The organism is Dehalobacter sp. MCB1 (genome assembly GCF_003590275.1).
Taxonomy (GTDB): Bacteria; Bacillota; Desulfitobacteriia; order Desulfitobacteriales; family Syntrophobotulaceae; genus Dehalobacter.
Window position 1 is genome coordinate 1 of sequence record NZ_LXPC01000010.1, and the last position, 22,317, is coordinate 22,317.

20 protein-coding genes and 1 riboswitch are annotated in these 22,317 nt (G+C 45.3%); of the genes, 17 read left to right on the top strand and 3 right to left on the bottom strand.

Going from position 1 to position 22,317, the window contains the following annotated elements:
- The first annotated feature begins 99 nt into the window (after positions 1–99).
- The 4 genes from A7K50_RS06390 (at position 100) to A7K50_RS06405 (ending at position 3,755) form a co-directional block, all read left to right on the top strand.
- On the top strand, positions 100–1,323 hold the full coding sequence (locus A7K50_RS06390; RefSeq protein WP_282432366.1) for an IS110 family transposase: 1,224 nt from the start codon (positions 100–102) through the stop codon (positions 1,321–1,323).
- 108 nt (positions 1,324–1,431) lie between these two features.
- Complete coding sequence (locus A7K50_RS06395) at positions 1,432–1,761, top strand: hypothetical protein (protein WP_119775065.1); 330 nt, start codon at positions 1,432–1,434, stop codon at positions 1,759–1,761.
- A 10-nt stretch (positions 1,762–1,771) separates the two neighbouring features.
- The gene (locus A7K50_RS06400; protein WP_119775066.1) at positions 1,772–2,059 is read left to right on the top strand and encodes a hypothetical protein; all 288 of its coding nucleotides are present in this window, start codon (positions 1,772–1,774) and stop codon (positions 2,057–2,059) included.
- Positions 2,060–2,951: 892 nt separating this feature from the next.
- A complete protein-coding gene (locus A7K50_RS06405; protein ID WP_119775067.1) occupies positions 2,952–3,755 on the top strand; it encodes a YlmH/Sll1252 family protein in 804 nt (267 codons plus the stop codon).
- Between the two features lie 45 nt (positions 3,756–3,800).
- Here the strand turns inward: A7K50_RS06405 and A7K50_RS06410 are convergent, their stop codons facing one another.
- The 3 genes from A7K50_RS06410 to A7K50_RS06415 all read right to left on the bottom strand — a co-directional run bounded on the left by A7K50_RS06410 (position 3,801) and on the right by A7K50_RS06415 (position 5,362).
- Positions 3,801–4,298 carry a hypothetical protein gene (locus tag A7K50_RS06410; protein ID WP_119775165.1) on the bottom strand — a complete coding sequence of 166 codons (498 nt, stop codon included), beginning with the start codon at positions 4,296–4,298 and terminating at the stop codon, positions 3,801–3,803.
- Positions 4,286–4,477 (bottom strand): hypothetical protein, encoded by a 192-nt coding sequence (locus tag A7K50_RS13970; RefSeq protein WP_132102128.1) that lies wholly within the window; start codon positions 4,475–4,477, stop codon positions 4,286–4,288. Before A7K50_RS13970 ends, A7K50_RS06410 begins: the two co-directional genes overlap by 13 nt.
- Before the next feature lie 204 nt (positions 4,478–4,681).
- Positions 4,682–5,362, bottom strand: a complete 681-nt coding sequence (locus A7K50_RS06415) for an NlpC/P60 family protein (protein ID WP_119775068.1) — start codon at positions 5,360–5,362, stop codon at positions 4,682–4,684.
- 226 nt (positions 5,363–5,588) lie between these two features.
- Between A7K50_RS06415 and A7K50_RS06420 the strand changes: the two genes are divergently transcribed.
- From A7K50_RS06420 to A7K50_RS06480, 13 genes are all read left to right on the top strand, one after another.
- Positions 5,589–6,527 (top strand): alpha/beta hydrolase, encoded by a 939-nt coding sequence (locus tag A7K50_RS06420; RefSeq protein ID WP_119775069.1) that lies wholly within the window; start codon positions 5,589–5,591, stop codon positions 6,525–6,527.
- 23 nt (positions 6,528–6,550) lie between these two features.
- Entirely contained in the window at positions 6,551–8,518 is a 1,968-nt protein-coding gene (locus tag A7K50_RS06425) for a bifunctional UDP-sugar hydrolase/5'-nucleotidase (RefSeq protein ID WP_119775070.1), read from the top strand.
- A gap of 214 nt (positions 8,519–8,732) precedes the next feature.
- A complete protein-coding gene (locus A7K50_RS06430; protein WP_119775071.1) occupies positions 8,733–9,887 on the top strand; it encodes a DNA-binding protein in 1,155 nt (384 codons plus the stop codon).
- Positions 9,877–12,180, top strand: a complete 2,304-nt coding sequence (locus A7K50_RS06435) for a hypothetical protein (protein ID WP_119775072.1) — start codon at positions 9,877–9,879, stop codon at positions 12,178–12,180. Before A7K50_RS06430 ends, A7K50_RS06435 begins: the two co-directional genes overlap by 11 nt.
- Positions 12,181–12,221: 41 nt before the next feature.
- Entirely contained in the window at positions 12,222–13,349 is a 1,128-nt protein-coding gene (mutY, locus tag A7K50_RS06440) for an A/G-specific adenine glycosylase (protein ID WP_119775073.1), read from the top strand.
- 135 nt (positions 13,350–13,484) lie between these two features.
- On the top strand, positions 13,485–14,420 hold the full coding sequence (locus tag A7K50_RS06445; protein WP_119775074.1) for an AEC family transporter: 936 nt from the start codon (positions 13,485–13,487) through the stop codon (positions 14,418–14,420).
- Positions 14,421–14,815: 395 nt separating this feature from the next.
- A complete protein-coding gene (locus A7K50_RS06450; protein WP_119775075.1) occupies positions 14,816–15,538 on the top strand; it encodes a PilZ domain-containing protein in 723 nt (240 codons plus the stop codon).
- Positions 15,531–16,079 carry an XRE family transcriptional regulator gene (locus A7K50_RS06455; RefSeq protein ID WP_119775076.1) on the top strand — a complete coding sequence of 183 codons (549 nt, stop codon included), beginning with the start codon at positions 15,531–15,533 and terminating at the stop codon, positions 16,077–16,079. Before A7K50_RS06450 ends, A7K50_RS06455 begins: the two co-directional genes overlap by 8 nt.
- 13 nt (positions 16,080–16,092) lie before the next feature.
- On the top strand, positions 16,093–17,769 hold the full coding sequence (locus A7K50_RS06460) for an AMP-binding protein (protein WP_119775077.1): 1,677 nt from the start codon (positions 16,093–16,095) through the stop codon (positions 17,767–17,769).
- A 192-nt stretch (positions 17,770–17,961) separates the two neighbouring features.
- Positions 17,962–18,993: an agmatine deiminase family protein gene (locus tag A7K50_RS06465; protein ID WP_119775078.1), complete on the top strand. Its 1,032-nt coding sequence runs from the start codon at positions 17,962–17,964 to the stop codon at positions 18,991–18,993.
- Positions 18,994–19,024: 31 nt separating this feature from the next.
- Entirely contained in the window at positions 19,025–19,900 is an 876-nt protein-coding gene (aguB, locus tag A7K50_RS06470) for an N-carbamoylputrescine amidase (RefSeq protein ID WP_119775079.1), read from the top strand.
- Between the two features lie 88 nt (positions 19,901–19,988).
- Positions 19,989–20,074: riboswitch (cyclic di-GMP riboswitch) on the top strand.
- Between the two features lie 55 nt (positions 20,075–20,129).
- Positions 20,130–21,803: a diguanylate cyclase gene (locus A7K50_RS06475; RefSeq protein ID WP_119775080.1), complete on the top strand. Its 1,674-nt coding sequence runs from the start codon at positions 20,130–20,132 to the stop codon at positions 21,801–21,803.
- A 96-nt stretch (positions 21,804–21,899) separates the two neighbouring features.
- On the top strand, positions 21,900–22,220 hold the full coding sequence (locus A7K50_RS06480) for a heavy metal-binding domain-containing protein (RefSeq protein WP_020492482.1): 321 nt from the start codon (positions 21,900–21,902) through the stop codon (positions 22,218–22,220).
- The last annotated feature ends 97 nt before the right edge of the window (positions 22,221–22,317 follow it).

Consider the following 22,317-nt stretch of genomic DNA (forward strand, 5'->3'; position numbering starts at 1 on the left):
TTTCGGCACCAGTCGCCCCCTTGCGGGCTTGTAAATTACAGGCCAACGCTCACAAGCTGAGGTTGTCGGTATGAATTATACAGGTAAGCTAGGAAAGGAGTGGGTAAAATCCTCCAGAATAAAAGGAACTGTGCATTTTGCGGCATAGATATGCACAAGGAACAGCATACGGCAGTCCTTATTGACTGCTGGATGAAGAAGCTCGGAGAAATCACCTTCGAGAACAGGCCCCAAAAATTTGACGGGTTTATCCGGGAAGCCAAGAAACTAAGCGAAGATAAAACGCTCATCTTTGGTTTGGAAGATACCAGAGGGTTTGGCCGGAATCTGGCTACTTACCTGAAAGCCCATAAGTATATTGTCAAAGACATCTATCCGGCTTTGGGAAACGCTATGCGTTTAAGCAGTCCCACAGTGGAGAAAAACGATGCTTACGACGCTTTTTGTGTTGCCAGAATACTAAGGGATATGGTCGACAAGCTACCGGACACCAAGAATGAGGACATCTTTTTCACTATCCGGCAGATCGTCAAGCGGAGGGATAGCATCAAGAAACGAGGAATCATCTTGCAAAGCCAACTGCATGACGCTCTTATGTACAATTACCCGAGTTACCGGAAGTTTTTCTGTGACATTGACAGCAAAACGGCCCTTTGCTTCTGGGAGAACTATCCTTCCCCCGGATGCTTAAGCGGAATTAAACTGGAAGATTTGGCCGAAACTTTACGCAAGGCCAGCAATAACGCTTGTTCTACCAAGAAAGCACAGGCTATTTTGAGTCTTATTGCTGAGGACGGAGAAGTTAAAAAAGCTTACCAGCAGGAACGGGATTTTATTATTCAAGGCATTGTCAAAGAGATACGGTATTTAAAGCAGGAACTGACTGCAATTGATACCGAGTTAAGAAGGTTAATCCAAGAAACCGGCTACAAGTTACAGACTATGCCCGGAATAGACGTGATTACAGAAGCGCAAATAATCTCAGACATCGGAGACATCAACCGTTTTCCTAATGCCGACAAGCTGGCCCGATTTGCCGGGGTCGCTCCTGTTCTCTTCTCATCCGCAGGAAAAGGAAGAGAACAAAGGAGCAGACAAGGCAACCGGAATCTTAATGGCGTCCTTTATTTTCTGGCTATCCAAATGATTCAGGTATCCCGTGGCGGCAAAGCAAGACATCCGGTATTTCATGAATATTATAAACGCAAGTTGGCCGAAGGTAAACGGAAGCCCCAGGCTCTTGTATGTATCCAAAGAAGAGTCTTAAACATCATTTATGCCATGATGAAAAATAAGACTGAATACCAAGCTCCTAATTTGTGATAAAATGGTAATAACCTATTAAAAAATTGAAAAACGATTTTTCTGTTTAGCTTCTGCTTTTTTGGTTAACCGATAAAGCTTCATTAATCTTTCCCCTTAAGCTTCTATGTGGAGGGGGCGGGTCGTGGCGCAAAAACCACTTTAGACTATTTAAAGGATGTCGAAAAGATTAATGGTAATTATTATGCACCTGGAAAGACTCTTAATGAGATTGGACAAATTGAAGCAAGAGACGTTGATTTTACAAATTTAAGTAAGAAAATGACTTCATCAAGAAGCTCCACTGAGGGCGGATTCTCCAGGGTATATAATTATTCTGACCAAAGTGGCGTTAAATTTATTATTCATGAGGTAACAGATGCTAGAGGGAATATTCTCCATCGTGATTTTGATGCAGTAAGAATTCAATCTGGCCAGTTAATTAATAAACTGAAGTAGGAGCTTTGATATGAGCAGAGATGAGATAATTCATATATTTGTCGATTTGCTTAAAAAGTATATTTTTGAAGGGGTTGATCGATATGAAATTGCTGATGAACTCATAAAGAAAGTAGATATTAATGCAATATTTAGTTCTGATGATTTTATTATTTCAGATTGTTTCTACGCCATAAAACACTTGACTGAAGATAAATATGAGACGTCAATAAATGAACTGAAATATTTCCTGGAATGTTTTGAAGGATTAAGGGAGTATAATCTTGAGGAAAAGAACAATATAATTAATCAAAAATAAGGCCTAAAATGAGGTCACACAGTTTCGGCTGCTGTGGCCTATTTTTCTTATACCGGACACAACAGAAAGAAAAAGCGGAACCGGAACCGGCCCACCCCTAGTCGATTAATAGCTTTAGGTTAATTGTCTTTGCCGTCTGGCACCGTGATTTGAAATTTTTCAAATCATCACAATTCAGACGGTAAAGACTATAGCTGTCAGCATATCAGCCTGACTATTTTAATTAAGATGCAAGTAATTATAACCTAAAAAAAACGCTTCGTATTATTGGCTTACCGCTATGCTGGGGATTTGAAAAGGCTGAATGGTAGCAGTCATCTTTTTCAAATCCCCCAATGCCGAGGGATAGCAAATCGCTTAATGGGTACACATAAATCCTGCTTGCTTAAAAAGTTGCTGTTTCCCGACTTCCGGAACCGAAACAGCGTTGTAAGTATACCCAGGATCGAAACGTTAGATCAATTTCTCTCTATTCTTAAAATTATTGCAGCCTTGCCCGAAACACCAAAGCGAGCGTCAAGTGCCAGTGGCGTTATACAAACGGGATGAGCGTAGAAAATGTCAAGGGTTCACATGCAGAAAGCCCAGGGGTTTTGACATTTTAGCGAGGATTCCTATTTGTAGCCACGAAAACGTGCGAGCGGGGTATTTTGGGCAAGGCTGCATACCCCATAATCACCAAAAAGTCAGAAATAAGACTAACATTTACAGTGTTATTTCTATGAAAGCGATAGACAGTTTGTCCCAAAATCGACACTGGTGTCGAATTTGGGACAAGCCTATATTTGAGGATAACTAAAAAGCTTAATTAATCTTGATTTTAGCAGATTGAAACAATTATAATGGCAATAATCATCATTAACATAATTTGTAATACCGAAGGAACATAACAATGATCACAAAAGCCGAAACCGTCAAAAAATATGCCCAGGATGAAGAAAGCAGACTGCTGCTTGCGCGGGCGCTGGACAAACTTGAAGAATCGGAAAAGAAAAATATTCCGGCTTGCACGCGGTTCTGCAGTGAACAGCAGCGGGTGCTGCTTGGAAATGCACTGAAAGCGAACGGAAACCCCCGGTACTTTTTCTGGGGAGGCTATGAAGGGGCTGAGCGTACCGTATTGATCTTTCTGCCGGACTACTTGGAGCCTGAACATGTCATTCAGGATGATGAATATTGCCCATTAGCTTTTATCCGGGCGGAATATACTGCAGACAGCGGTCTGTCGCATCGGGATTTTCTAGGCAGTTTGATGGGGGCAGGAATCAAGCGGGAAACAGTCGGTGACATTCTGGTCGGGGAAAATAGCACGGATCTGATTGTCTTGAAAGAAATCCTGCCGTTCCTGATAAACAATCTGGAATCAGTCGGCCGTGTCAAAATAAAAACAGCAATCATCTCTGCGGGATTGCTGCAAATACCGGAAGAAAAAGTTCTTCTGCTGAAAGACACCGTAGCCTCATTGCGGCTGGACAGTGTGGTCGCGGCAGGTTTTAACTTAAGCCGCACCAAAGCGGGGGAATATGTTGAATCCGGGAAGGTCATGCTGAATTCGCTGGCATGTGACAAAACAGATAAGACGGTTGCGGAAGGGGATACGCTATCTCTGCGCGGCCTTGGGAAAATCAAGCTTCAGGAAATAGGTGGACTCTCTAAAAAAGGACGTCAGTCCATCGTGATCAAAAAGTATGTCTAGTACAACGCTCTTGAGTACAAGGTACATAAAATAGTTACCCGACATTTATTCCCGTGCCAGCCGTTCTGCTTCGGCCTTCGCTACCCGAAAGCAGTCTTTGATTTCTTCCACGGTCAACGTGGAATCTTCCGCCTGCTTCCTGAAATATTGCATCAATACTTTGCCAACTGCATAGCAGCTAATAAAAACAAGCGAGGCTGTTCCCGGCGTGCTGCGTGTGTCTGTGTTCAAACCAACCTTGGTCAATCCTTCCAGACCATATTTGGCAGTTAGCGCAAGGCCGGCCTGCCCGGAAAGTTCGCGGAAAAGACGCTGGGCATTCTCGGGAGCCAGCGTTTGACCGGATTCCTCCGCCAGACGAAGGGTCAGGTAGACTTCAGTAATCTGGAGCAGGATCATATCTTTGTGTTCAGCGGCTGAGGCAGCCGTGCCGGCAGTCAGGACGATCAGCCGGTTCATTCTGTCTGTGGTTTTATTTAGAGGGAGCTTATTGACGGCTTCCTCTATTTTATTGAGATATTCTTCCGGGGTTATGGTTTCCACGCCACTGCAGACAGGACAGGATTCAGCGTCATGGACATGGACGGCATGACCCGACTGATGAGAATGGTCATGGCCGCAACTACAGGATTGCTGATGCTGACTGGAGTGATTGTGCTGATTAGGTTGATGCGGATGTTTTTTTTGATGGTTCGCAGGCATAGAACGTCCTTTCTATCCATAAAGGATAAGCTAGTAGACTGATTCGTAAATTCCCTAAAGTGTTTTGTCTTAATATAACACAATCTGCAATTTTATTTAATTACTTTTACTTAAACGAATAAGCCATAAGGTTAAAAAATGAGAATGTCAGATATTATTCGATCTGGACATTCTCAAAAAAATGAATAGAGTTCACTGATCAATGAACATAGTTCAGCTGATCGCTAAATGACGCGTTTCGCCCCGATATAGACAGATTTCCAGTAGGTACCGAAACTATAGACAGCAACACCTTTGGAGCTGGAAGCATTAATAAACTGGTTATTGCCAATGTAAATCCCGTCATGATCAACGACACCGTTTCGGGCCATCGAAAAGAAAACAATATCCCCAGGTTGTAAATTAGCGAAACTAACCGCTTTGCCAACCATGTACTGGTCCCTGGAAATACGCGGCAGGGCAATTCCGTTTTGTTTAAAAACATATTGAACAAATCCGGAACAATCAAAGCCAGTCGATGGGGAAGTACCTCCATATTTGTAAGGCACACCAATGTATTTCTGGGCCGTCGCGGCGATCGAGGAGCCCGTTTTAACATTTTGTACATTGCTGACGTAGGCCTTGTTTAACGCTGTGGCTGTAATGGGTCCGACGATCCCGTCGGTAAGTAAATTTCGGGATTTTTGAAATGCAATTACGCCGGCCTTGGTTTTGAGTCCGAAAATTCCGTCCACTGTGCCGACGCTGTAACCCAGACAGTTAAGTTTGGTTTGCAGTTCGATGACATTCGGCCCTGTCGAGCCTGTCTTCAGAAGTGTATCACCAAGAGCAGCATTCGTTACCTGAGCTAGACCAAGAATCAGGACTGCAGAAAGAAGCAGCATCACAACAATTTTTTTCGTCATTGAAATCCTCCACTCCGCCAAATTTTTTCATCTGGATTCTGTACAAATCTTGTTCGCTTCTTACAGTATTTTAACAATTCACTGGAAAAAAGGCATGTCCAAAATTCTGGAAATATTTATAACGCGGTAAAAGGATGATAATTTGCCTTCAAGATGATATATTAGGTGTAATCGGTTTTCAGCTGATGGAGGCGCAGGACGCTAATTTGCCGTAAGGGGAAATTGCATGAGAGAAAAGCGAAGTTATTGGAATATCCATCCTTCGGAGCAAATATTTATGACCCAATGGCAGCCGGATACGCTCCCCGCCAAAGCAATCATCCTGATGATTCACGGCATATCGGAGCATTCCGGCAGATATGCACCGTTTGCCAGGGAGTTGACGGATGCAGGGTATATGGTTTATGCCTACGACCAAAGAGGCCATGGCAAAACAGCTGAAAAGCAAGGCTTTGACATATCCGCCGGCCACGACGGCTGGAATCTTATGGTGCGCGATGTCTATGATTTGGTTGCTCTGATTAAAAGAGACAATCCCAGACTGCCGCTGTTTATTTTCGGTCATAGTATGGGAAGCTTTATTCTCCGGCACTATATGCATCTTTATGGAAATAAGCAGGGAATACAAGGAGTCATTTTATCCGGCCCAGGCGGAGACACGACGTTTAGGCTATACTATGGCCTTTTCTTATGCGGGACCATGGCGCTGATCAAAGGAAAAAGCTATCAAAGCAAATGGATACAGGAGCTTACTTTTAAAAATTTCAATGCCCGGTGTCCTGAAAACCGGACCGCCTATGACTGGCTGACCACGGACCCGGCTGCAGTTGACCAATATATTCAGGACAGCTACTGCGGAGGCATATGTACGTTGGCGTTTTATCGCGATTTTTTTGGCGGCATCCTGGAAGTTCAGAAGCAATCCAATGTCAGGAAAATGCCAAAAGAAGTCCCGGTCCTGATTCTTTCCGGCCAAATGGACCCTGTTGGGCACTACGGGAAAATTAGCATAGCCTTGCACCATGGTTATCAAAAAGCCGGTATAAGGGATGTCACACTCAAACAATATGAAAAGAGCAGGCATGAACTGCATAATGAAACGAACCGCGATCAGGTTCTTCTGGATATCATTCAATGGATGGATGCCAAGACTGAGCATAATTAGAATGGATTAAAATGAGGGGGAAGATGATGAAAAGAATTAAGTCTGCTATGGCCGTTTTCCTGATTGGCGCAATGCTCGTATTATCCATAAATTCTCCGATTTCGGCTGACGATACTCAGAAGAGCATGACAATCTTGTTTACACATGATATGCATGACCATCTCTTGCCGGTCAAAGATGAACAAAACGGTGTAATCAAACAGTCCGGCGGATTTGCCAGACTCCAGAGCGCCATTACTGCCGGGAAAGAGAATGATCCGGATGCTTTGCTCGTCGATGCCGGAGATTATTCGATGGGAACACCATTTCAAACGATTTTCCGGACAGACTCCCCGGAGCTTCGCGTGATGGGGCAGATGGGATATGATGCTGTAACTTTGGGCAATCACGAATATGACTACAGGGCATCCGGACTGGCCGACAGCTTGCAGTCAGCGGTGGCCGCCCGTAAAGCCGGAGAAGTTCTGCCGGAAATTGTTCAGGCCAATGTCTCGTTTCCCGCAAAACAGGACGGCAGCCTAACCCCTTCACTCGCAGCTCTGCAGCAGGCTTATCAGGATTATGGGATCAAGGAATACACCGTCATTGAAAAGAAGGGTGTGAAGATTGGCATTTTTGGTCTAATGGGGAAAGATGCAGCTTCCAATGCGCCAAAGGCAGAAGTGGAATTCACAGATCCTGTGGAAAATGCTAAACGGATTGTTTCCCTTTTAAAAAAGGAAAACGTTGATTTAATCGTCTGCTTATCCCATTGCGGAACATGGAAGGATGTAGCCGAATCTGAAGACCAGATCCTGGCAAAAAAGGTTCCGGATATCGATGTAATCATCAGTGGCCACACCCACACTAAAGTTGAAGTACCGATCATCGAAGGGAAAACATTGATTTGTTCCGCTGAAGACAGCTGCAAGAACCTCGGTGTCCTGCAAATTTCCCGGAAGTCCGGTACGGATTGGGAACTTGCCGCTTACCGGCTGCAGACGATTAATGAAAGCCTGCTTGACGATCAGCAGGTTGCTGAAACTGTCAACCGCTTCAAGCAGCAGGTTCAGGACAAATTTTTTACACCGTTTCAGTTGAATTTTGATCAAGTGTTGGCAGAATCCCCTTATAACTTCCGGAAAGTCAACGATATTTTGAATACGCATCAGGAAGACCCTTTAGCCAACCTGATTTCTGATGCCTATGTTTATGCTGTGAAGAAGGCGGAGGCTTCAGACTATATTCCTGTGGATGTCGCAGTTGTACCTGCCGGGACGATCAGAGGTACCTTTTTTAAGGGGGCCATTACAGCTGCCGACGCCTTTAGCGTAAGCTCCCTCGGGACCGGACCGGATAATATTCCAGGGTATCCGCTGGTTTCTGTCTATTTAACCGGCCAGGAGTTAAAGACCCTGTGCGAAGTAGATGCCTCAATCTCATCGATGATGGCTGAAGCTCAGTTGTTTATGTCAGGTATTGATTTCACGTATAATCCGAACCGGATGATATTCAATAAGGTCACTAACGCCGTATTGCAGAAACCGGACGGCTCTGTTGAAGAAATTGACGATACCAAATTATACAGGGTAGTTGCCGGTTTGTATTCTGCTCAGATGCTTTCGATTGTCGGCGATAAATCTTTCGGTCTGTTGTCCATTGTACCCAAAACAGAAGAGGGTACGCCGGTTACCGACTTTGAAACCCGGATCGTCAGAGACGCAGCCGGAAATAATACCGAAGTTAAAGAATGGCAGGCACTCGCCTTATATCTTCAGTCATTTGCCAAAGTCGGCGGAGTTCCAACGATTCCCGATGATTACAGCAGTGTACTTGGAAGAAAAGTGGCTGACAACAGCCACAATCCAATATCCCTGCTCAGTAATCCGAACAAAATTACCCTGACGGTCTACGCTGTAGTTCTTGTTGTCCTAGCGCTGATTAGTTTTGCGATTTACAGGATCGCTACCCGCCGTAAACGTTTGACCCAAACCAAACATAAATCTGTTTAAACCTCTTATTTAAGCATTATTTTGGCCAGAAAGAATTCTGGCTTTAATTTTTAAGGCAAATTTTAAGGCTGAAAAGAAAGAAAGTTCCAGTGATAAGCAGGAATTTGCCTGGGTTCCCAAGAACATTTTTTACGATAGGGAACTATTATTATCAGAATAACCTAATGTGCAAGGATAGATTGATGTTTTGGTGTCATTAGGGTGAGGTGTAAAAATGGCGGAAACGATTCGTTTTGTGCATTGTGCCGGATTTCAATTTGACAGCCGTTCCTGGGAAGGCCCGCCTTCCTGGTCAGCAATGCGCAATCAAGACTTATGGCAGACTTTCGAAACCGTCCTGACATTATGTCAAAAAGAGAAAGCAGACTTTCTGTTTGTAACAGGCGACTTATTTGATCAGGAATACACCCGTAAAGAAACAGTCGAACGTGTCTACTGTTCGTTCTCCAGATTGAAGGACACCTATGTCTGTATCACGCCTGGGGATCAGGATCCTTTGGTCATCTCTTCCGCCTACCGTTTTGCTGAATGGCCTGATAATGTTCATATCTTTGCAGGGGGCATCAGCCATATTGAAATTCCGGCCAAAAGAACTGTCATCTATGGCTCGGGATGGACGAATTACCGTCAGGAGCGGATTGATTTGGGGATGATTCAATCTGTCTTACACAATGTGCCCATCCAGATGATGCTGCTCCATGCAGAGATAGCGTCCCCACGAAATACGGATGGGTTTATTCCTCTGGAACCAGAGGCGATTATAGCGAGTGGTTTAACTTATCTGGCGTTAGGGCATCAGCAGAAATTCAGTGGGCTGCATCAGGCTGGTGATACTTTATGGGCGGATTGCGGATACCCTGAGGCCCGGAGTTTTCGGGACAGCGGACCGCATGGCGTACTTTTCGGAGAAACAGACGGAAAATTAACGCGGGTCGATTTTGTGGAACTTGGCAGGCGGAGCTATATTGAGAAATTCTGGCCGCAGGCGGTTGAACCGAAAGAAATTGCTATCACGCTTTTAGCGGATACAACAAAAGAAGAAAGGCAAAGAGATTTGTTCCGGATTACTCTGTCTGGGCCATTTCCGGATCCGGAAAATACAATCCAGGTTTTACAGAAGCTTCTGTCTGAAGACTTCAGCTACTTTGAGGTTTATCATACATCTCAATCTGATTCGGTCCTCAGCGATGATAGCAGCGTTACAAGGCGTAAAGCCAGTGGTTTCCCGGATTTAATCGAAGTATTCAGGAATGAGACCCGAAAACGCCTTTCTTCTGAGAACCGGCCTGAAGAACAGCGGCGCTGGGAATTGGTTCAGAAAATTGGGTTGGCTGCAATCAGTCAGGGACGGGAAGATTATGAGGATTGATAAGATCGGGTTTCAGGGTCATCCACTGCTCGGGGATGCAGAGTGGTCCTTGCCCGAGGATTTTACGGTGCTGTATCTGGAGGAACCCGGACTGGGAAAAGCTTTGTGTCAATTACTGCAGGAATACTATGACGACCGGGTGTCATTAGCACCATCGGACAAGCAGAAAAGACAAGGATTGGCAGAAATCTTGCTTTCCGGTGAACAAACAGGCTTGGATATGACTTTTGAGGCAATCCGGCAGAGCGGTTTTATTGTCTGGCCGGATTGCAATAAGCATGAGCTATACCGACGGGTCTCCAACCTTCAGCAGGTCGGAAATGAAGAGCTTTCCCTGGCACGGGTGCGTGATGCTCTGGCCAGGGCTAAAGAACGCGTCGAAGAACAGGCGGATGGAATGGCTCAGGTCAAAGCCGAATATGATGCGTTAAGACGAGATTGGGAAGAAGCAAACCACCGGCAGGAGGAACAGCGTTTTCTACAGATCAAAATCAAGAACCTGCAGGCTGAACAGCATCTCCTGACGGAAAAAATTGCTGAGATGGAAAAGGTTCAACAGCGTCTTAGCATCCTGAGAGAGAACCCTGATTACCGGGAATTACGCCGTCTGCAGGGTGAACTGGCCCGCCTCGAAGAACTGCGCAGGGATACCGGGATTCGATTTACGGCCGTTGTTCAGGATAAACAGGTCAACTGGGACATGATTGAAGGTTTGCGGGAAGAGTGTTATGCCTGGGCCTTGATTCAAAAAGAGGCAGAACAGGGCGAAGCTTTGATCACCCGGCAGACTCGGGCCATTCATGAGCTTCAGGATTCACTAACATCATCCGGCTATCGGCAAATACCGGAAAATGAGGAGCAGTACTTACGCAGCGCCGAAGAAGAGCTTCGTGCAGCGCAGAAGGAGCTTGAAGGCTTTGCCGGTTTGGCTGATACCGTGAAGGAACTGGAAAGGTCTCTTCTTGAAGAAAAAGCCAAGCTCAAAAAATATGTGCTGATCGCCGGTGTGACTGACAAAGACCGACATTCACTTGACCGATCATACATACGTCTGAAAAAATGGCAGGACTCTGTCTTAGGACGCATGATTGACCGCAGGTTCATCCGGCGATTCGGCGCAGTCAGTGTCGGAGACCGATTGGCTTCACGTCTGACAAAGCTTCTGCAAAAATATCAGGCTGCAGACTATCAAGAATTCATGCAGCAGATCGAAGCGTATTGGAATCAGAAACAGGCCGTTGACCAGCTGCAGAAGGATTATAACGTGGTTAGGAAAAAAGCTGCAAGGAAAGAAGAACTGCTCAGAATCATCCTGTCCCGCGGTCAGCAGCTGCAACAAGCTTTTAAGATGGTTAATGCAGCCGATTTCTCGTCCTGGAAAAACGGTTGGGACGAATACCAGCAGAAAACCATTCAGATCGTTGGTATGCTGGAGGCCTTGGAGGTGCAGGGCGGACAGCAAGAGGAAACAGAACAGAAACTGCAGGAATATGCATCACAACTGCGCGAAAAATTGCAGAACCGGATCTCGTCTGATGCCGATATCGACGAGGTCCTTGAGGCCGTACTGCTGATTGCGCGTGAACTGCGAATCAAAGAAGAAACTGAAAAAGAATATGATTTGCTGAAAAAACAGTATGATATCACCTTAAATAAGCGAAACCTGGATCATTTGTCCAGAACTTTGGAGCCGCTTGCAGAACTGGAACGTGAAGAATGTCTGCCGGAAAAAGAAAGGCTGGCTGCCCAGGAGGCTTCCCGGCAGGCCCTTTCAGAGAAAAGCAGCCAGCTTCTGAAGGCCCGTAAAGACCTTCAGGATAGTCAGGCTGTGAAAATGGACCCTGCCTTGGAGAAAAAACTTGGGAATGTAAAACAGCAATGGCAGACCTATCAGGAATTACAGCATACCCTTGATGATACGACGGAGCTACTTGAAGCCTCGCTGCAAAAATGGCAGACGGAGAATGGCATCCTTTTAAAAATAAAAGCACAGCGGTTTTTGAGCCGGACATTTTCGTTGACCCTGTCGGATAAAAAAGAAATCATGATGGCCAAAGCCTATCCGTATTATTTTGCTTACCGTCTGGCCCTTGCCGAAGCTGCCCTTGAGGAAAGCAGCACCGAGATCCCCTTGTTCTTCCTGTCCGGAACAATGAACGGAACCGAGGAATTTTGGAAGAAGGCGCTGGTGTGTCTGCAGGAACTATCACGCTTCCGCCAGGTTATTTTCTGCACAGCGGATGCCAGGCTACAGAAAATTGCCGATCAGCTCTGCAGCAATAAATGCATGTAACTAGCAATATCTAACATTGAGGCAAATAACAGGGAGGCAGTTTGAATAAATTAGCAGGTCTAGTAGATAAATCGAAAAATATTCAAGAGAAACCGTCAGAGATTGCTGCGTTATTATTGACCTGGTATGACCAAAATAAAAGGGATCTGCCCTGGAGAAGAACGAACGACCCCTATGCGGTTTGGTTATCGGAAATCATGCTTCAGCAAACACGGGTCGATACGGTTATAGATTATTACCTGAGGTTCCTGGAACGGTTCCCGGATATTTGCAGCCTGGCTGATGCAGATGAAGAAGACGTTTTAACCCTATGGAAAGGTCTCGGCTACTACCGTCGGGCCAGGAACCTTCATCAGGCTGCCATCGCGGTCCGCGATAGGTACAGCGGGAATTTTCCGCGCACTTTTCCGGAAATCCGTATTTTACCAGGAATCGGTGACTATACGGCTGGGGCTATCGCAAGCATTGCTTACAATCTGCCTTATCCGGCTGTCGACGGGAATGTACTGCGGGTCGCAACCCGTCTTCTAGGACTTGAAGATGACATCAGCCAGCAAAAAATCCAAAAGCAAATTGCTGAAATCATCAAAGAGATGATTCCCAAGGAAAGGGCAGGAGATTTTACCCAGGCGCTGATGGAACTTGGCGCAATGTGCTGTACACCCAATACTCCCGGTTGCCGGGACTGTCCCTGGCGTACCGTCTGTACTGCCCATCGTACGCACAGGGAGACTGTCCTGCCGGTTAAGAAGAAAGCAAAAAAAGCAACCTGCTTCAATTACTGGACGGCGCTTGTCTGTAACGACGGGGATATTCTGATGGAGTACCGTAGCAATACACAGCTGCTTGGCAACATGTGGGGACTGCCGCTCGTCCGAAAGGAATCTGGTTCATCTGCGGAAGAACTGTTCCATCGCGACTGGGAGTTAGATCTCGAACCTATTAAATACTTGGGCAGCGTTCAACATGTTTTCACACATCAGGTCTGGCAAATGGATGTTATTTTGTTTTCGCTCAAGCCGGACTCAGAAGTAAAATCAGGGCTTGCTTGGATTTCCCGGGAGAGACTAAAGGACCTCCCGATTCCAAAGGCATTTCAAAAAGTACTTGAGCTAATGAATAATGGCGTCGTCCCAGTCTGTCCAGTTGGGATCGATATTAATGATTGAAAAAATCCTGCCGATGCAGGAATTTTCATTTAGGAATGTATATCATCGGCCTCCATATGATTTGTTTTTTGTGGTATAATAATTCGCTATATAACCTTCGTAAAATATTTAGTCTAATACATTGGAGAGAGAAAAGTGGAACTACAAGGCGTCTATAACCAACTTGGAATTTTGTTTTTAACGATTCTGCTGGGTTATGTCCTGGCCAAAGTGAAAATTATCTCGCCGGCAGCGACCCAGGTTTTTTCTAAATTTGTCCTGACAATTGCACTCCCGGCCTTGATCCTGTCTGGGATGAGAGTTTCTTTTACAACAGAGAGGTTACATACGGCACTTTTTGTTTTCCTGCTTACGATACCCTGTTACGGTCTTGCCTTTCTTGTCGGAAAACTAACAGCGAGGATCCTGACCAAAGATCTAACCAGAAAATCCGTCTTTAATTTTGGAATTGTCTTTGCAAATACAGGCTTTTTAGGCTTTCCGATATTTCAGGCACTCTATGGCAAAGAAGCAATATTTTATGCCGCGATCTACAATATTATGTTTAACTTGTTGCTGTATACGCTCGGTATCAAGATCATGAATACGAATAAAACCGAGCATACAAGACTAGACCTGAAAAAGATTATTAATCCTGGAGTGGGAGCGAGTGTCATCGGATTCATTTTATTTATCACCGCCGTTCCGCTGCCTGAATTCATGACCGGCACGATTGATGCGATCGGAAATACCTGTGTTCCTCTGTCCATGCTGACCATTGGGGCAACCTTAAGTGAACTACCGCTTCAAAAGATGTTTAGTGATATCGGTATTTATATCCTGTCGGTCGTCAGATTGCTCGTGATGCCGTTATTAACCCTGGTTTTGGTCAAATATATCTTTCAGATTGATCAGATGTGGCTGATTGCTATACCGGTCATCATGGCCGGTATGCCTATCGCGACCAATACGGTTTTAATGGCGATTGAATATAAAAATAATGCACATCTGGCATCGCAGACGGTGCTGATTTCAACCTTGCTTAGCTGTTTATCGATTCCATTGCTGATACTTATACTGTCTCATTTTTAAAAACCTATTTTATAAAATGTATAGAATAGCCATAATTTGGATAAAATGATCCTATATCATGTAAGGGAGGATCTGTATGGGCGACAAAAATCCAAAAAATATTAAGAAACAGAAAAAGAAAAGAACGGAAAAGAAACCAGAAACGCTTAATCCAGAAAATAATCTGTAGAATTTGCAACGATAAAACTCAATATTTCTGCATTGTTTTTAACAATACCAGAGTTTCCAAATTAATGTTTGGACTCTGGTATTTTTTTATCCGGACAAATCCGTCGCATATTATTCGCAAATTTTTGCGGGTATATTCGTTGTGGTTCTATCCAACATCATGTAAAATGGTATTTATCAGGAAAAACGCATCACATGATTTTCAAACTGTTTCATGAGGTGATTGGATGGAAGTCTTTCAGGAAAAACGAAAGTATTTCCGCGTCGATTTGATTCATGATATTCCGGCCACAGCAAAAATTTCCGCGATTAACAACCAGAAGGTCGAAGTGGAGAAAACATTTCCGATTACAATCCTAGATTTGAGCACAGGCGGGATATATGCTTTTATCCCCGTGGATATTCCCGTCAATATTGTCATCATCGATATCATGTTTACGTTTGAAAATGAAGAATTCTCATTTAATGCGTTGATTATCCGCAAGACCCCCAAAGATGACGGCTTTGAATACGGGATGAAGTTCCTTTTTCACTCCCAGAAAGATGAAAGCCGGATCACCCGATGTCTGAATCAATATAAAATCAAGCATACCCGCTTTATGAAGATTCAGCTTGATTTACGCAAACAGAAATACATCGGATGCTTTGTCAAGGTCCTAGAGCTGATCGAAGAACCGGCTTGTCTGATTACGAGCCGACGGATCGTTGTCGCCACAAATAAAGCAGCGCAAGAAAGCGGTGTCAAACTTGGCGAACGCTGTTATTCCACGGTCGCCAAACGGCATCGTGCCTGTCCATTTTGCCTGCTGGAAGACGCCCAAAAAGCGGACCGTCTTCTTGAGGCAAATGCCGTTGTGCAGGAACAAAGCTGTAAGGCCCGCTGGTTATACCTCGAGGATCATTACATGATCCACTATTTCACGCGAAAGGAAGGATTGAAAGATGAATGAAAAGGTGAGGGATATTGCCGAGAGAATTAAAGGCTTACGATTACTTACCGGTTGGGCCGAAGAAGAAGCTGCGCGTAAAATCGGACTGCCTGTTCAAGAATATCTGAAGTATGAAAAAGGCGAAGATGATATTCCCATTAGTATTCTATATGAGATTGCCGATTGTTATCAGGTTGATTTAACGGATGTTCTTACCGGTGTCTCACCCAAGCTGCATGATGTCTGCTTCATCAAAAAGGGAAAGGGTCTCAAGGTTGAACGCTATGACCAGTATGATTTTCAGAGTCTGGCTTATCAGTACGTTAACAGAAAAATTGAACCGCTGCTGGTGACCCTAGATGCTGAAAATAGTCCTGAACTTGTTTCTCATCACGGACAGGAATTTAACTTTTGTCTGGAAGGCAAAATGAAAGTGATCATTGGCAGTATGGAATATGTGCTGGACCCGGGAGACTCTCTGTATTTTAATTCCTTAATTCCACATAAAATGCTGGCCCTTGAAAAAAGACCGGCAAAATTTTTGACCGTCATACTTTTATAAAGGATGTGAACAGATGAACCTCGCTTCAAGATATATTGGGAAAACCGATTTTGATTCTTATGAAGATTTTTGTGCGAATTATCAAGTGAAAGTACCGAAAAATTTTAATTTTGCGTATGATATTGTCGATGAATATGCCCGTCTGGAACCAGAGCGTCCAGCGCTGGTTTGGTGCGACGACCACGGTAATGAACGGGTCTTTACCTTTACCGACCTGAAAAAATACTCGGATAAAACGGCGAACATGTTAAGCGAAGCCGGGATTTGCAAGGGTGACAAAGTCATGCTGATTCTGAGAAGGCGTTATGAAGTGTACATAGCGATTCTGGCTCTGGCCAAAATTGGTGCGATCTATATTCCTTCTTCCAATCAGCTTACGCAGAAGGATATTGTTTATCGCAATAATGCCGCATCGATTAAAGCGATCATCGCCTATAATGATCCGATAATTCTCGACCATGTCGAAGCTTCCAGGGAAGAATCAGTAACGCTTGAGACGCTTTTTCTGGTCGGGGCTAAGCGTCCAGGCTGGGTTGATTTTAGCAGCAGCATGGAGGCCGCTTCCGAAAATTGGGTCCGGCCGACAGGTGCTGACGCCACAACGAACGACGACACGATGATCATCTATTTCACGTCAGGGACCACGAGCATGCCCAAAATGGCTATTCAGAGCTTCACCTATCCGCTTGGTCATATTGTGACGGCCAAATACTGGCAGCGCGTCGTGGATGGCGGGCTTCACCTGACGGTTTCCGATTCCGGTTGGGCTAAATTCGGCTGGGGAAAAATTTACGGCCAGTGGATTTGCGGAACGGCACAGTTTGTCTATGATATGGACAAGTTTATACCTGAGAAGCTGCTGGAAATGATGCAAAAATATAAGCTGTCTACGTTTTGCGCGCCTCCAACCATTTACCGTTTCCTGCTGGAAAACGAATTGGAAAAATATGACCTGTCTTCAATTGTCCACTGCTCCACAGCCGGGGAACCTTTGAATCCGGATGTCTTTAACAGATTTAAAAGTCTGACCGGCTTAAGCATTTTAAATGGATTTGGTCAGACTGAGACAACGGTATTGGTCGCGAACTTTGAATGGCTGGATATTTATCCGGGAGCGATGGGCAAACCGAATCCGGCCTATAAGATCGATGTGGTTGATGAAAACGGAGCTCCATGTCCTCCAGGCGTTGAAGGGGAACTGGTCATCCGCGAGGCTGATTCCAATAAGCCTGCCGGGTTGTTCTGCGGGTACTACAGGGATGAAACTGGAACCAAAAAAGTATGGTATGACGATACTTACCACACAGGGGATATGGCCTACTGGGACGAACACGGCTTTTTATGGTTTGTTGGCCGCAATGATGATGTTATTAAGGCGTCCGGCTACAGGATCAGTCCTTTTGAAGTTGAAAGCGCGCTGATTGAACATCCCGCTGTCGTAGAGTGTGCTGTAACCGGCGCCCCGGATGCCGTCAGGGGAACGGTCGTTAAAGCAACTGTTGTGCTGGCCAAAGGCTATACGGCTTCCGAAACGTTAAAAAAAGAGATCCAGGACTATGTCAAAAAGGTGACGGCTCCATACAAATACCCGAGGATACTTGAATTTGTCGACGAGCTGCCGAAGACGATCGGCGGCAAGATCAAACGCGCCCAGATCCGTCGCGAAGATACGGAAAAGTTTCAGGGATAAAGAATAACTTTTAACATATACCTATCAATCATTGAATATTGTGATGATGCACCCCACATTATCGTGGGGTGATTTTATGCCTTGAAAAGTGGTGAGATTTTCATGTAAAATGAACTATAAATAATCAATAGGATAAATGTCAATTTGAAAGTAATGATGGATATATGTTGTTGCTGAAGAAAGGATAAACTGATGTTTCCGAGCGATTTGAACTATAGAATGCCTGCGGAATGGGATAGACACGAACGTACCTTTATTTCGTGGCCAGTTCGGGCATCAATGTGCCACCCCGAAGACTACGAGGCTGTTTGCGAGGGCTATACCGACATTATTCGAGCTATCGGGGAATTTGAACCCGTCACCGTGCTGGTAAACCCCGACGAACGATCTCTGCTCGAAGGCCGCTTTCGGAACAGGCAGATTGAGCTCCTGCCGTTGGCGCACAATGATGCCTGGCTTCGGGATAACGGGCCGACGTTTATCGTCAATGATCGGGGAGATACAGCCGGCATCAACTGGCACTTCAATGCCTGGGGCGGCAAATACCCGGACTGGGATCTGGACAACCAGGTCGCACCGCAAATATTGAAGCACCTTGGACTAAAACCGTTTGATGCGCCCCTGATTATGGAAGGCGGCTCGCTGCACGTGGACGGAGATGGTACACTCTTGACAACGGCCGAATGTCTGCTCAATCCGAACCGTAACCCTGATTTTTCCCGGGAACATATTTTGGAACTATTGAAGAAATATTTGAGTATCCACAAAGTCATCTGGCTGGAAAAAGGCTTATACGGGGATGAAACAGACGGTCATGTTGACAATATCGCTTGTTTTGCTTCGCCTGGCAAAATCGTGATTCAGATCTGTGACGACCCTTGCGATCCGAATTATGCGATTACCCGGGAAAACCTCGCGGTGTTAAACCAGGAAACGGACGCCAAAGGAAGAACCTTTGAAATCATCCCAATACAACAGCCTCCCGCCGTATTTGCCGACGGTAAACGCCTGACGTTGAGTTATTTAAACTTTTACTTTGTTAACGGCGGAATTATTTTACCTGTATTTGGGGGCCAGGCTGCCGAAACCGATGCCCTGGCTATTCGGACCCTGAGCGGGATTTTTCCGGAAAGACGGATCCGCACCATTGATGGAATGGCAATTATTGGGGAAGGCGGCAATGTTCACTGTACCACCCAGCAGATGCCTGCGGTAGATCTATAAAAATAATAGGCAGTAGGGAAGGAATTTAACGATGAGAAACGTCAAAGTGGCAGCAACACAAATGCGCTGCACCAGTAACGTTGAAGAAAATATTGCCGGGGCAGAGACACTGGTCAGGGAGGCAGCGGCCCGAGGAGCCCAGATTATCCTGTTGCAGGAACTGTTCGAGACCCCATATTTCTGTCAGAAAGAAAAATCAGATTATTACGGATATGCGAAAGAGCTAGAAAATAATCAGGCGGTCAGGCATTTCCGGCAAATCGCCAGAGAGCTGGAAGTCGTCCTGCCAATCAGTTTCTATGAGAAGAGAAACTATGCGCGCTACAATACAATTGCCATGATTGATGCCGACGGTGAGATCCTCGGCAAATACAGAAAAAGCCATATCCCTGACGGGCCGGGCTATGAGGAAAAATTCTATTTTAACCCCGGTGACACAGGCTTTAAAGTCTGGCAAACGCGCTACGCCAAGATTGGGGTCGGCGTCTGTTGGGATCAATGGTACCCGGAAGCTGCCCGCTGCATGACCCTGATGGGGGCAGAGATCCTGTTATATCCGACGGCCATCGGTTCAGAACCGCTGGACCAGACGATTGATTCCAAAGACCATTGGCAGGCCTGCATGCTCGGCCACGCTGCCGCGAACCTGATCCCCGTGGTCGCTTCCAATCGGATCGGCGTCGAGGAAGATGAAGATTCCAGGATTACCTTTTACGGTTCCTCCTTTATTGCCGGACCACTTGGCAAAAGAATTGCGGAAGCAGGGCGTACTGAGGAAACTGTACTGGTGGCTGAGTTTGACCTCGATCAGCTTGAGGTCCAGCGCCTGGAGTGGGGAATCTTCCGGGACCGTCGGCCTGATTTATATGGGATTATTGCTTCCTATGACGGAGAACTAATAGACTGATTCGTAAATTAAATAATTATACAATAATTGATTATTCATACATTTATTGACAGATTTCGTGTATTTTACTATAATTAAATCAAATCAAATGATCCTTAGGCAAACCTGTTGAAAAGCAGGGACGCAAAGCTACGAGTCTAAGTGCTGAAGCATATTGACAGTCGGGTTGCACACAGAAGATGAAAACCGCGGCTGCTTTGGCCGCGATTTTTTTTGAGGGAGGATCTACATGACAGCCGATTCCATCGTTGCAGCCAGTATTTCGATTACCTTGGTCTTGTTAATATCTTACGGATTTTTATATTTTTCCGAAAAGAAACATTATTTCTTAGCATGGAGTCTTTCTGTCTTAACGCTGATGATAACCTATCTTTCCAGAACTGCATTGCTGGAAACCAACAGCCCGTCCGTGGTGCTTCAGATTATCAACTATGCCTCTTCGATCGCAGGGTACTGGCTGGTATTCAAGGGTACGCAGTTGTTTTTTAGCAGAAGCTATCCGGTGTTCTGGGATATCGGCACGGGCTTTCTGATCCTTGCTTTTATATGTATTGCTGTTCAGGGAATCCCGACAACCGCTCTTTTACTTCTGTCTGTTGTCTGGATCATTGCATTATTGTCCAAAGCCGCTATGACATGCTTAAAAGCAAAAACACCGCAAGGCCCGATCCGAATAATACTTGGCTATACCTATATTTTTTGGGCCTTATCGATTTTACTTTATCCGTTGTGCAAATTAATTAACGTTATTCCACCGTCTGTAGGTTATTTAGTTGCCGGTGTTGTTGGTCTACTTGCTTATCTCAATATGCAGGCCCTGTATTTTCAAAGCATCCGGGAGGAGCTTGAAAGCAAAGAAGCAAATATCAGAAAACTTGTCATTTATGATAAATTAACCGGGGCCTACAGTCGTACCTATTTTGAAAATACGTTGGAAGATTTCCTGGATAAAACCCTCATGCCTGCAGCATTGGTCATGGGGGATTTTAATGGTCTGAAACTAATCAACGACACCTTTGGTCATGAAAAAGGGGATGAATTACTTGCGGACGGGGTCAGAATTATGCAGGAGACCATTGGCCCGGAAAATGTGATTATCCGATGGGGCGGGGACGAGTTTATCATTATCATGCCTGGTGTGCCGCTTGATCAGGCTGGCGTGCTTTTAAACAATGTCAAGGATAACTTAAAAATCTCCCGCCCGAAAACAGTACCGATCGATATCTCGTTTGGCTCGACGTTTTTTGAGAACAGGGAACAGCCCTTGGCAGAAATGATCAACCAGGCTGAGGAAAAAATGTATAGCAACAAACTGAATGAAAGCAAGAAAACCCGCCTTGCGATCATCGAGTTCCTGGAAAAACTGCTCTGGGAAAAAGATTATCAGACGGAAGCCCATGTCATGAGGCTGAAAAGTCTGGTCAGTAAATTTGGCAGTCAGATCGGCTTATCCGCAAGGGAAATCGTTGAACTGGTCCAGGTTGCGATGCTGCATGATATCGGCAAGATTGGCGTTCCGGGGGAAATCTTAAAAAAACAAGGTGACTTGACCCCGGAAGAATGGAGCATCATGAAAAAACATTCTGAAATCGGCTATCGGATTACGCAGTCTTCCAGGGAATTAGCGCATGTCTCGGAAGCCGTTCTCGGTCATCATGAATGGTGGAATGGGAAAGGTTACCCGCAGGGGCTGAAAGAAGATGAAATTCCGCTATTCTCGAGGATTGTATCCATTGTGGATTCCTACGATGTGATCACGCATGAAAGGCCTTATAAACGGGCCATGGACCCGTATAGTGCACTTGTTGAAATCAATAAATGCGCCGGCAAACAGTTTGATCCGTATCTGGTTACTGTTTTTAATAAGATTATGCAGGAATCCCTTGTTGTGAATGATAGGTAGCTGCCAAAAGGCGAAGAGGAATATAAATAAATACTTGGAGTGATATACTTATAGTAACGTTAACCTTATGAAATAGAGTTATTGGAGGAAAACAACATGATTTTAACAACGACACCGTCCGTAGAAGGACGCAGGATCACCGAATACTACGGGGTGATTACCGGAGAAGCCATTATGGGGGCCAATATTGTCCGCGATATTTTTGCGAGTATCACCGACGTAATCGGTGGACGTTCCGGAACGTATGAAGGCAAGCTGCAGGAGGCCCGCAATATTGCGTTGAGAGAAATGGAAGACCGGGCGTTCCAGATGGGCGCCAACGCCGTAGTCGGTATCGATCTGGATTATGAAGTTATCGGAGCCAACGGCAGTATGTTGATGGTCAGTGCTTCCGGGACCGCCGTAAGAGTAGAATAATCCCGAAATATTCAAAAGATACCCGCGAGCTCTGTACCAGCGGGTATCTTTCTGCTAGGCTAAGGGTATTGGAGTCTCTCAACCAAAGGATTAAATA

What these genes read in the sequence shown, in the direction of transcription:
- A7K50_RS06400 (WP_119775066.1), top strand. Translation starts at nt 1,772, where the DNA reads ATGAGCAGAGATGAGATAATTCATATATTTGTCGATTTGCTTAAAAAG.
- A7K50_RS06405 (WP_119775067.1), top strand. Translation starts at nt 2,952, where the DNA reads ATGATCACAAAAGCCGAAACCGTCAAAAAATATGCCCAGGATGAAGAA.
- A7K50_RS13970 (WP_132102128.1), bottom strand. Translation starts at nt 4,477, where the DNA reads ATGGATAGAAAGGACGTTCTATGCCTGCGAACCATCAAAAAAAACATC.
- A7K50_RS06415 (WP_119775068.1), bottom strand. Translation starts at nt 5,362, where the DNA reads ATGACGAAAAAAATTGTTGTGATGCTGCTTCTTTCTGCAGTCCTGATT.
- A7K50_RS06420 (WP_119775069.1), top strand. Translation starts at nt 5,589, where the DNA reads ATGAGAGAAAAGCGAAGTTATTGGAATATCCATCCTTCGGAGCAAATA.
- A7K50_RS06425 (WP_119775070.1), top strand. Translation starts at nt 6,551, where the DNA reads ATGATGAAAAGAATTAAGTCTGCTATGGCCGTTTTCCTGATTGGCGCA.
- A7K50_RS06430 (WP_119775071.1), top strand. Translation starts at nt 8,733, where the DNA reads ATGGCGGAAACGATTCGTTTTGTGCATTGTGCCGGATTTCAATTTGAC.
- A7K50_RS06435 (WP_119775072.1), top strand. Translation starts at nt 9,877, where the DNA reads ATGAGGATTGATAAGATCGGGTTTCAGGGTCATCCACTGCTCGGGGAT.
- A7K50_RS06450 (WP_119775075.1), top strand. Translation starts at nt 14,816, where the DNA reads ATGGAAGTCTTTCAGGAAAAACGAAAGTATTTCCGCGTCGATTTGATT.
- A7K50_RS06455 (WP_119775076.1), top strand. Translation starts at nt 15,531, where the DNA reads ATGAATGAAAAGGTGAGGGATATTGCCGAGAGAATTAAAGGCTTACGA.
- A7K50_RS06460 (WP_119775077.1), top strand. Translation starts at nt 16,093, where the DNA reads ATGAACCTCGCTTCAAGATATATTGGGAAAACCGATTTTGATTCTTAT.
- A7K50_RS06465 (WP_119775078.1), top strand. Translation starts at nt 17,962, where the DNA reads ATGTTTCCGAGCGATTTGAACTATAGAATGCCTGCGGAATGGGATAGA.
- aguB (WP_119775079.1), top strand. Translation starts at nt 19,025, where the DNA reads ATGAGAAACGTCAAAGTGGCAGCAACACAAATGCGCTGCACCAGTAAC.
- A7K50_RS06475 (WP_119775080.1), top strand. Translation starts at nt 20,130, where the DNA reads ATGACAGCCGATTCCATCGTTGCAGCCAGTATTTCGATTACCTTGGTC.
- A7K50_RS06480 (WP_020492482.1), top strand. Translation starts at nt 21,900, where the DNA reads ATGATTTTAACAACGACACCGTCCGTAGAAGGACGCAGGATCACCGAA.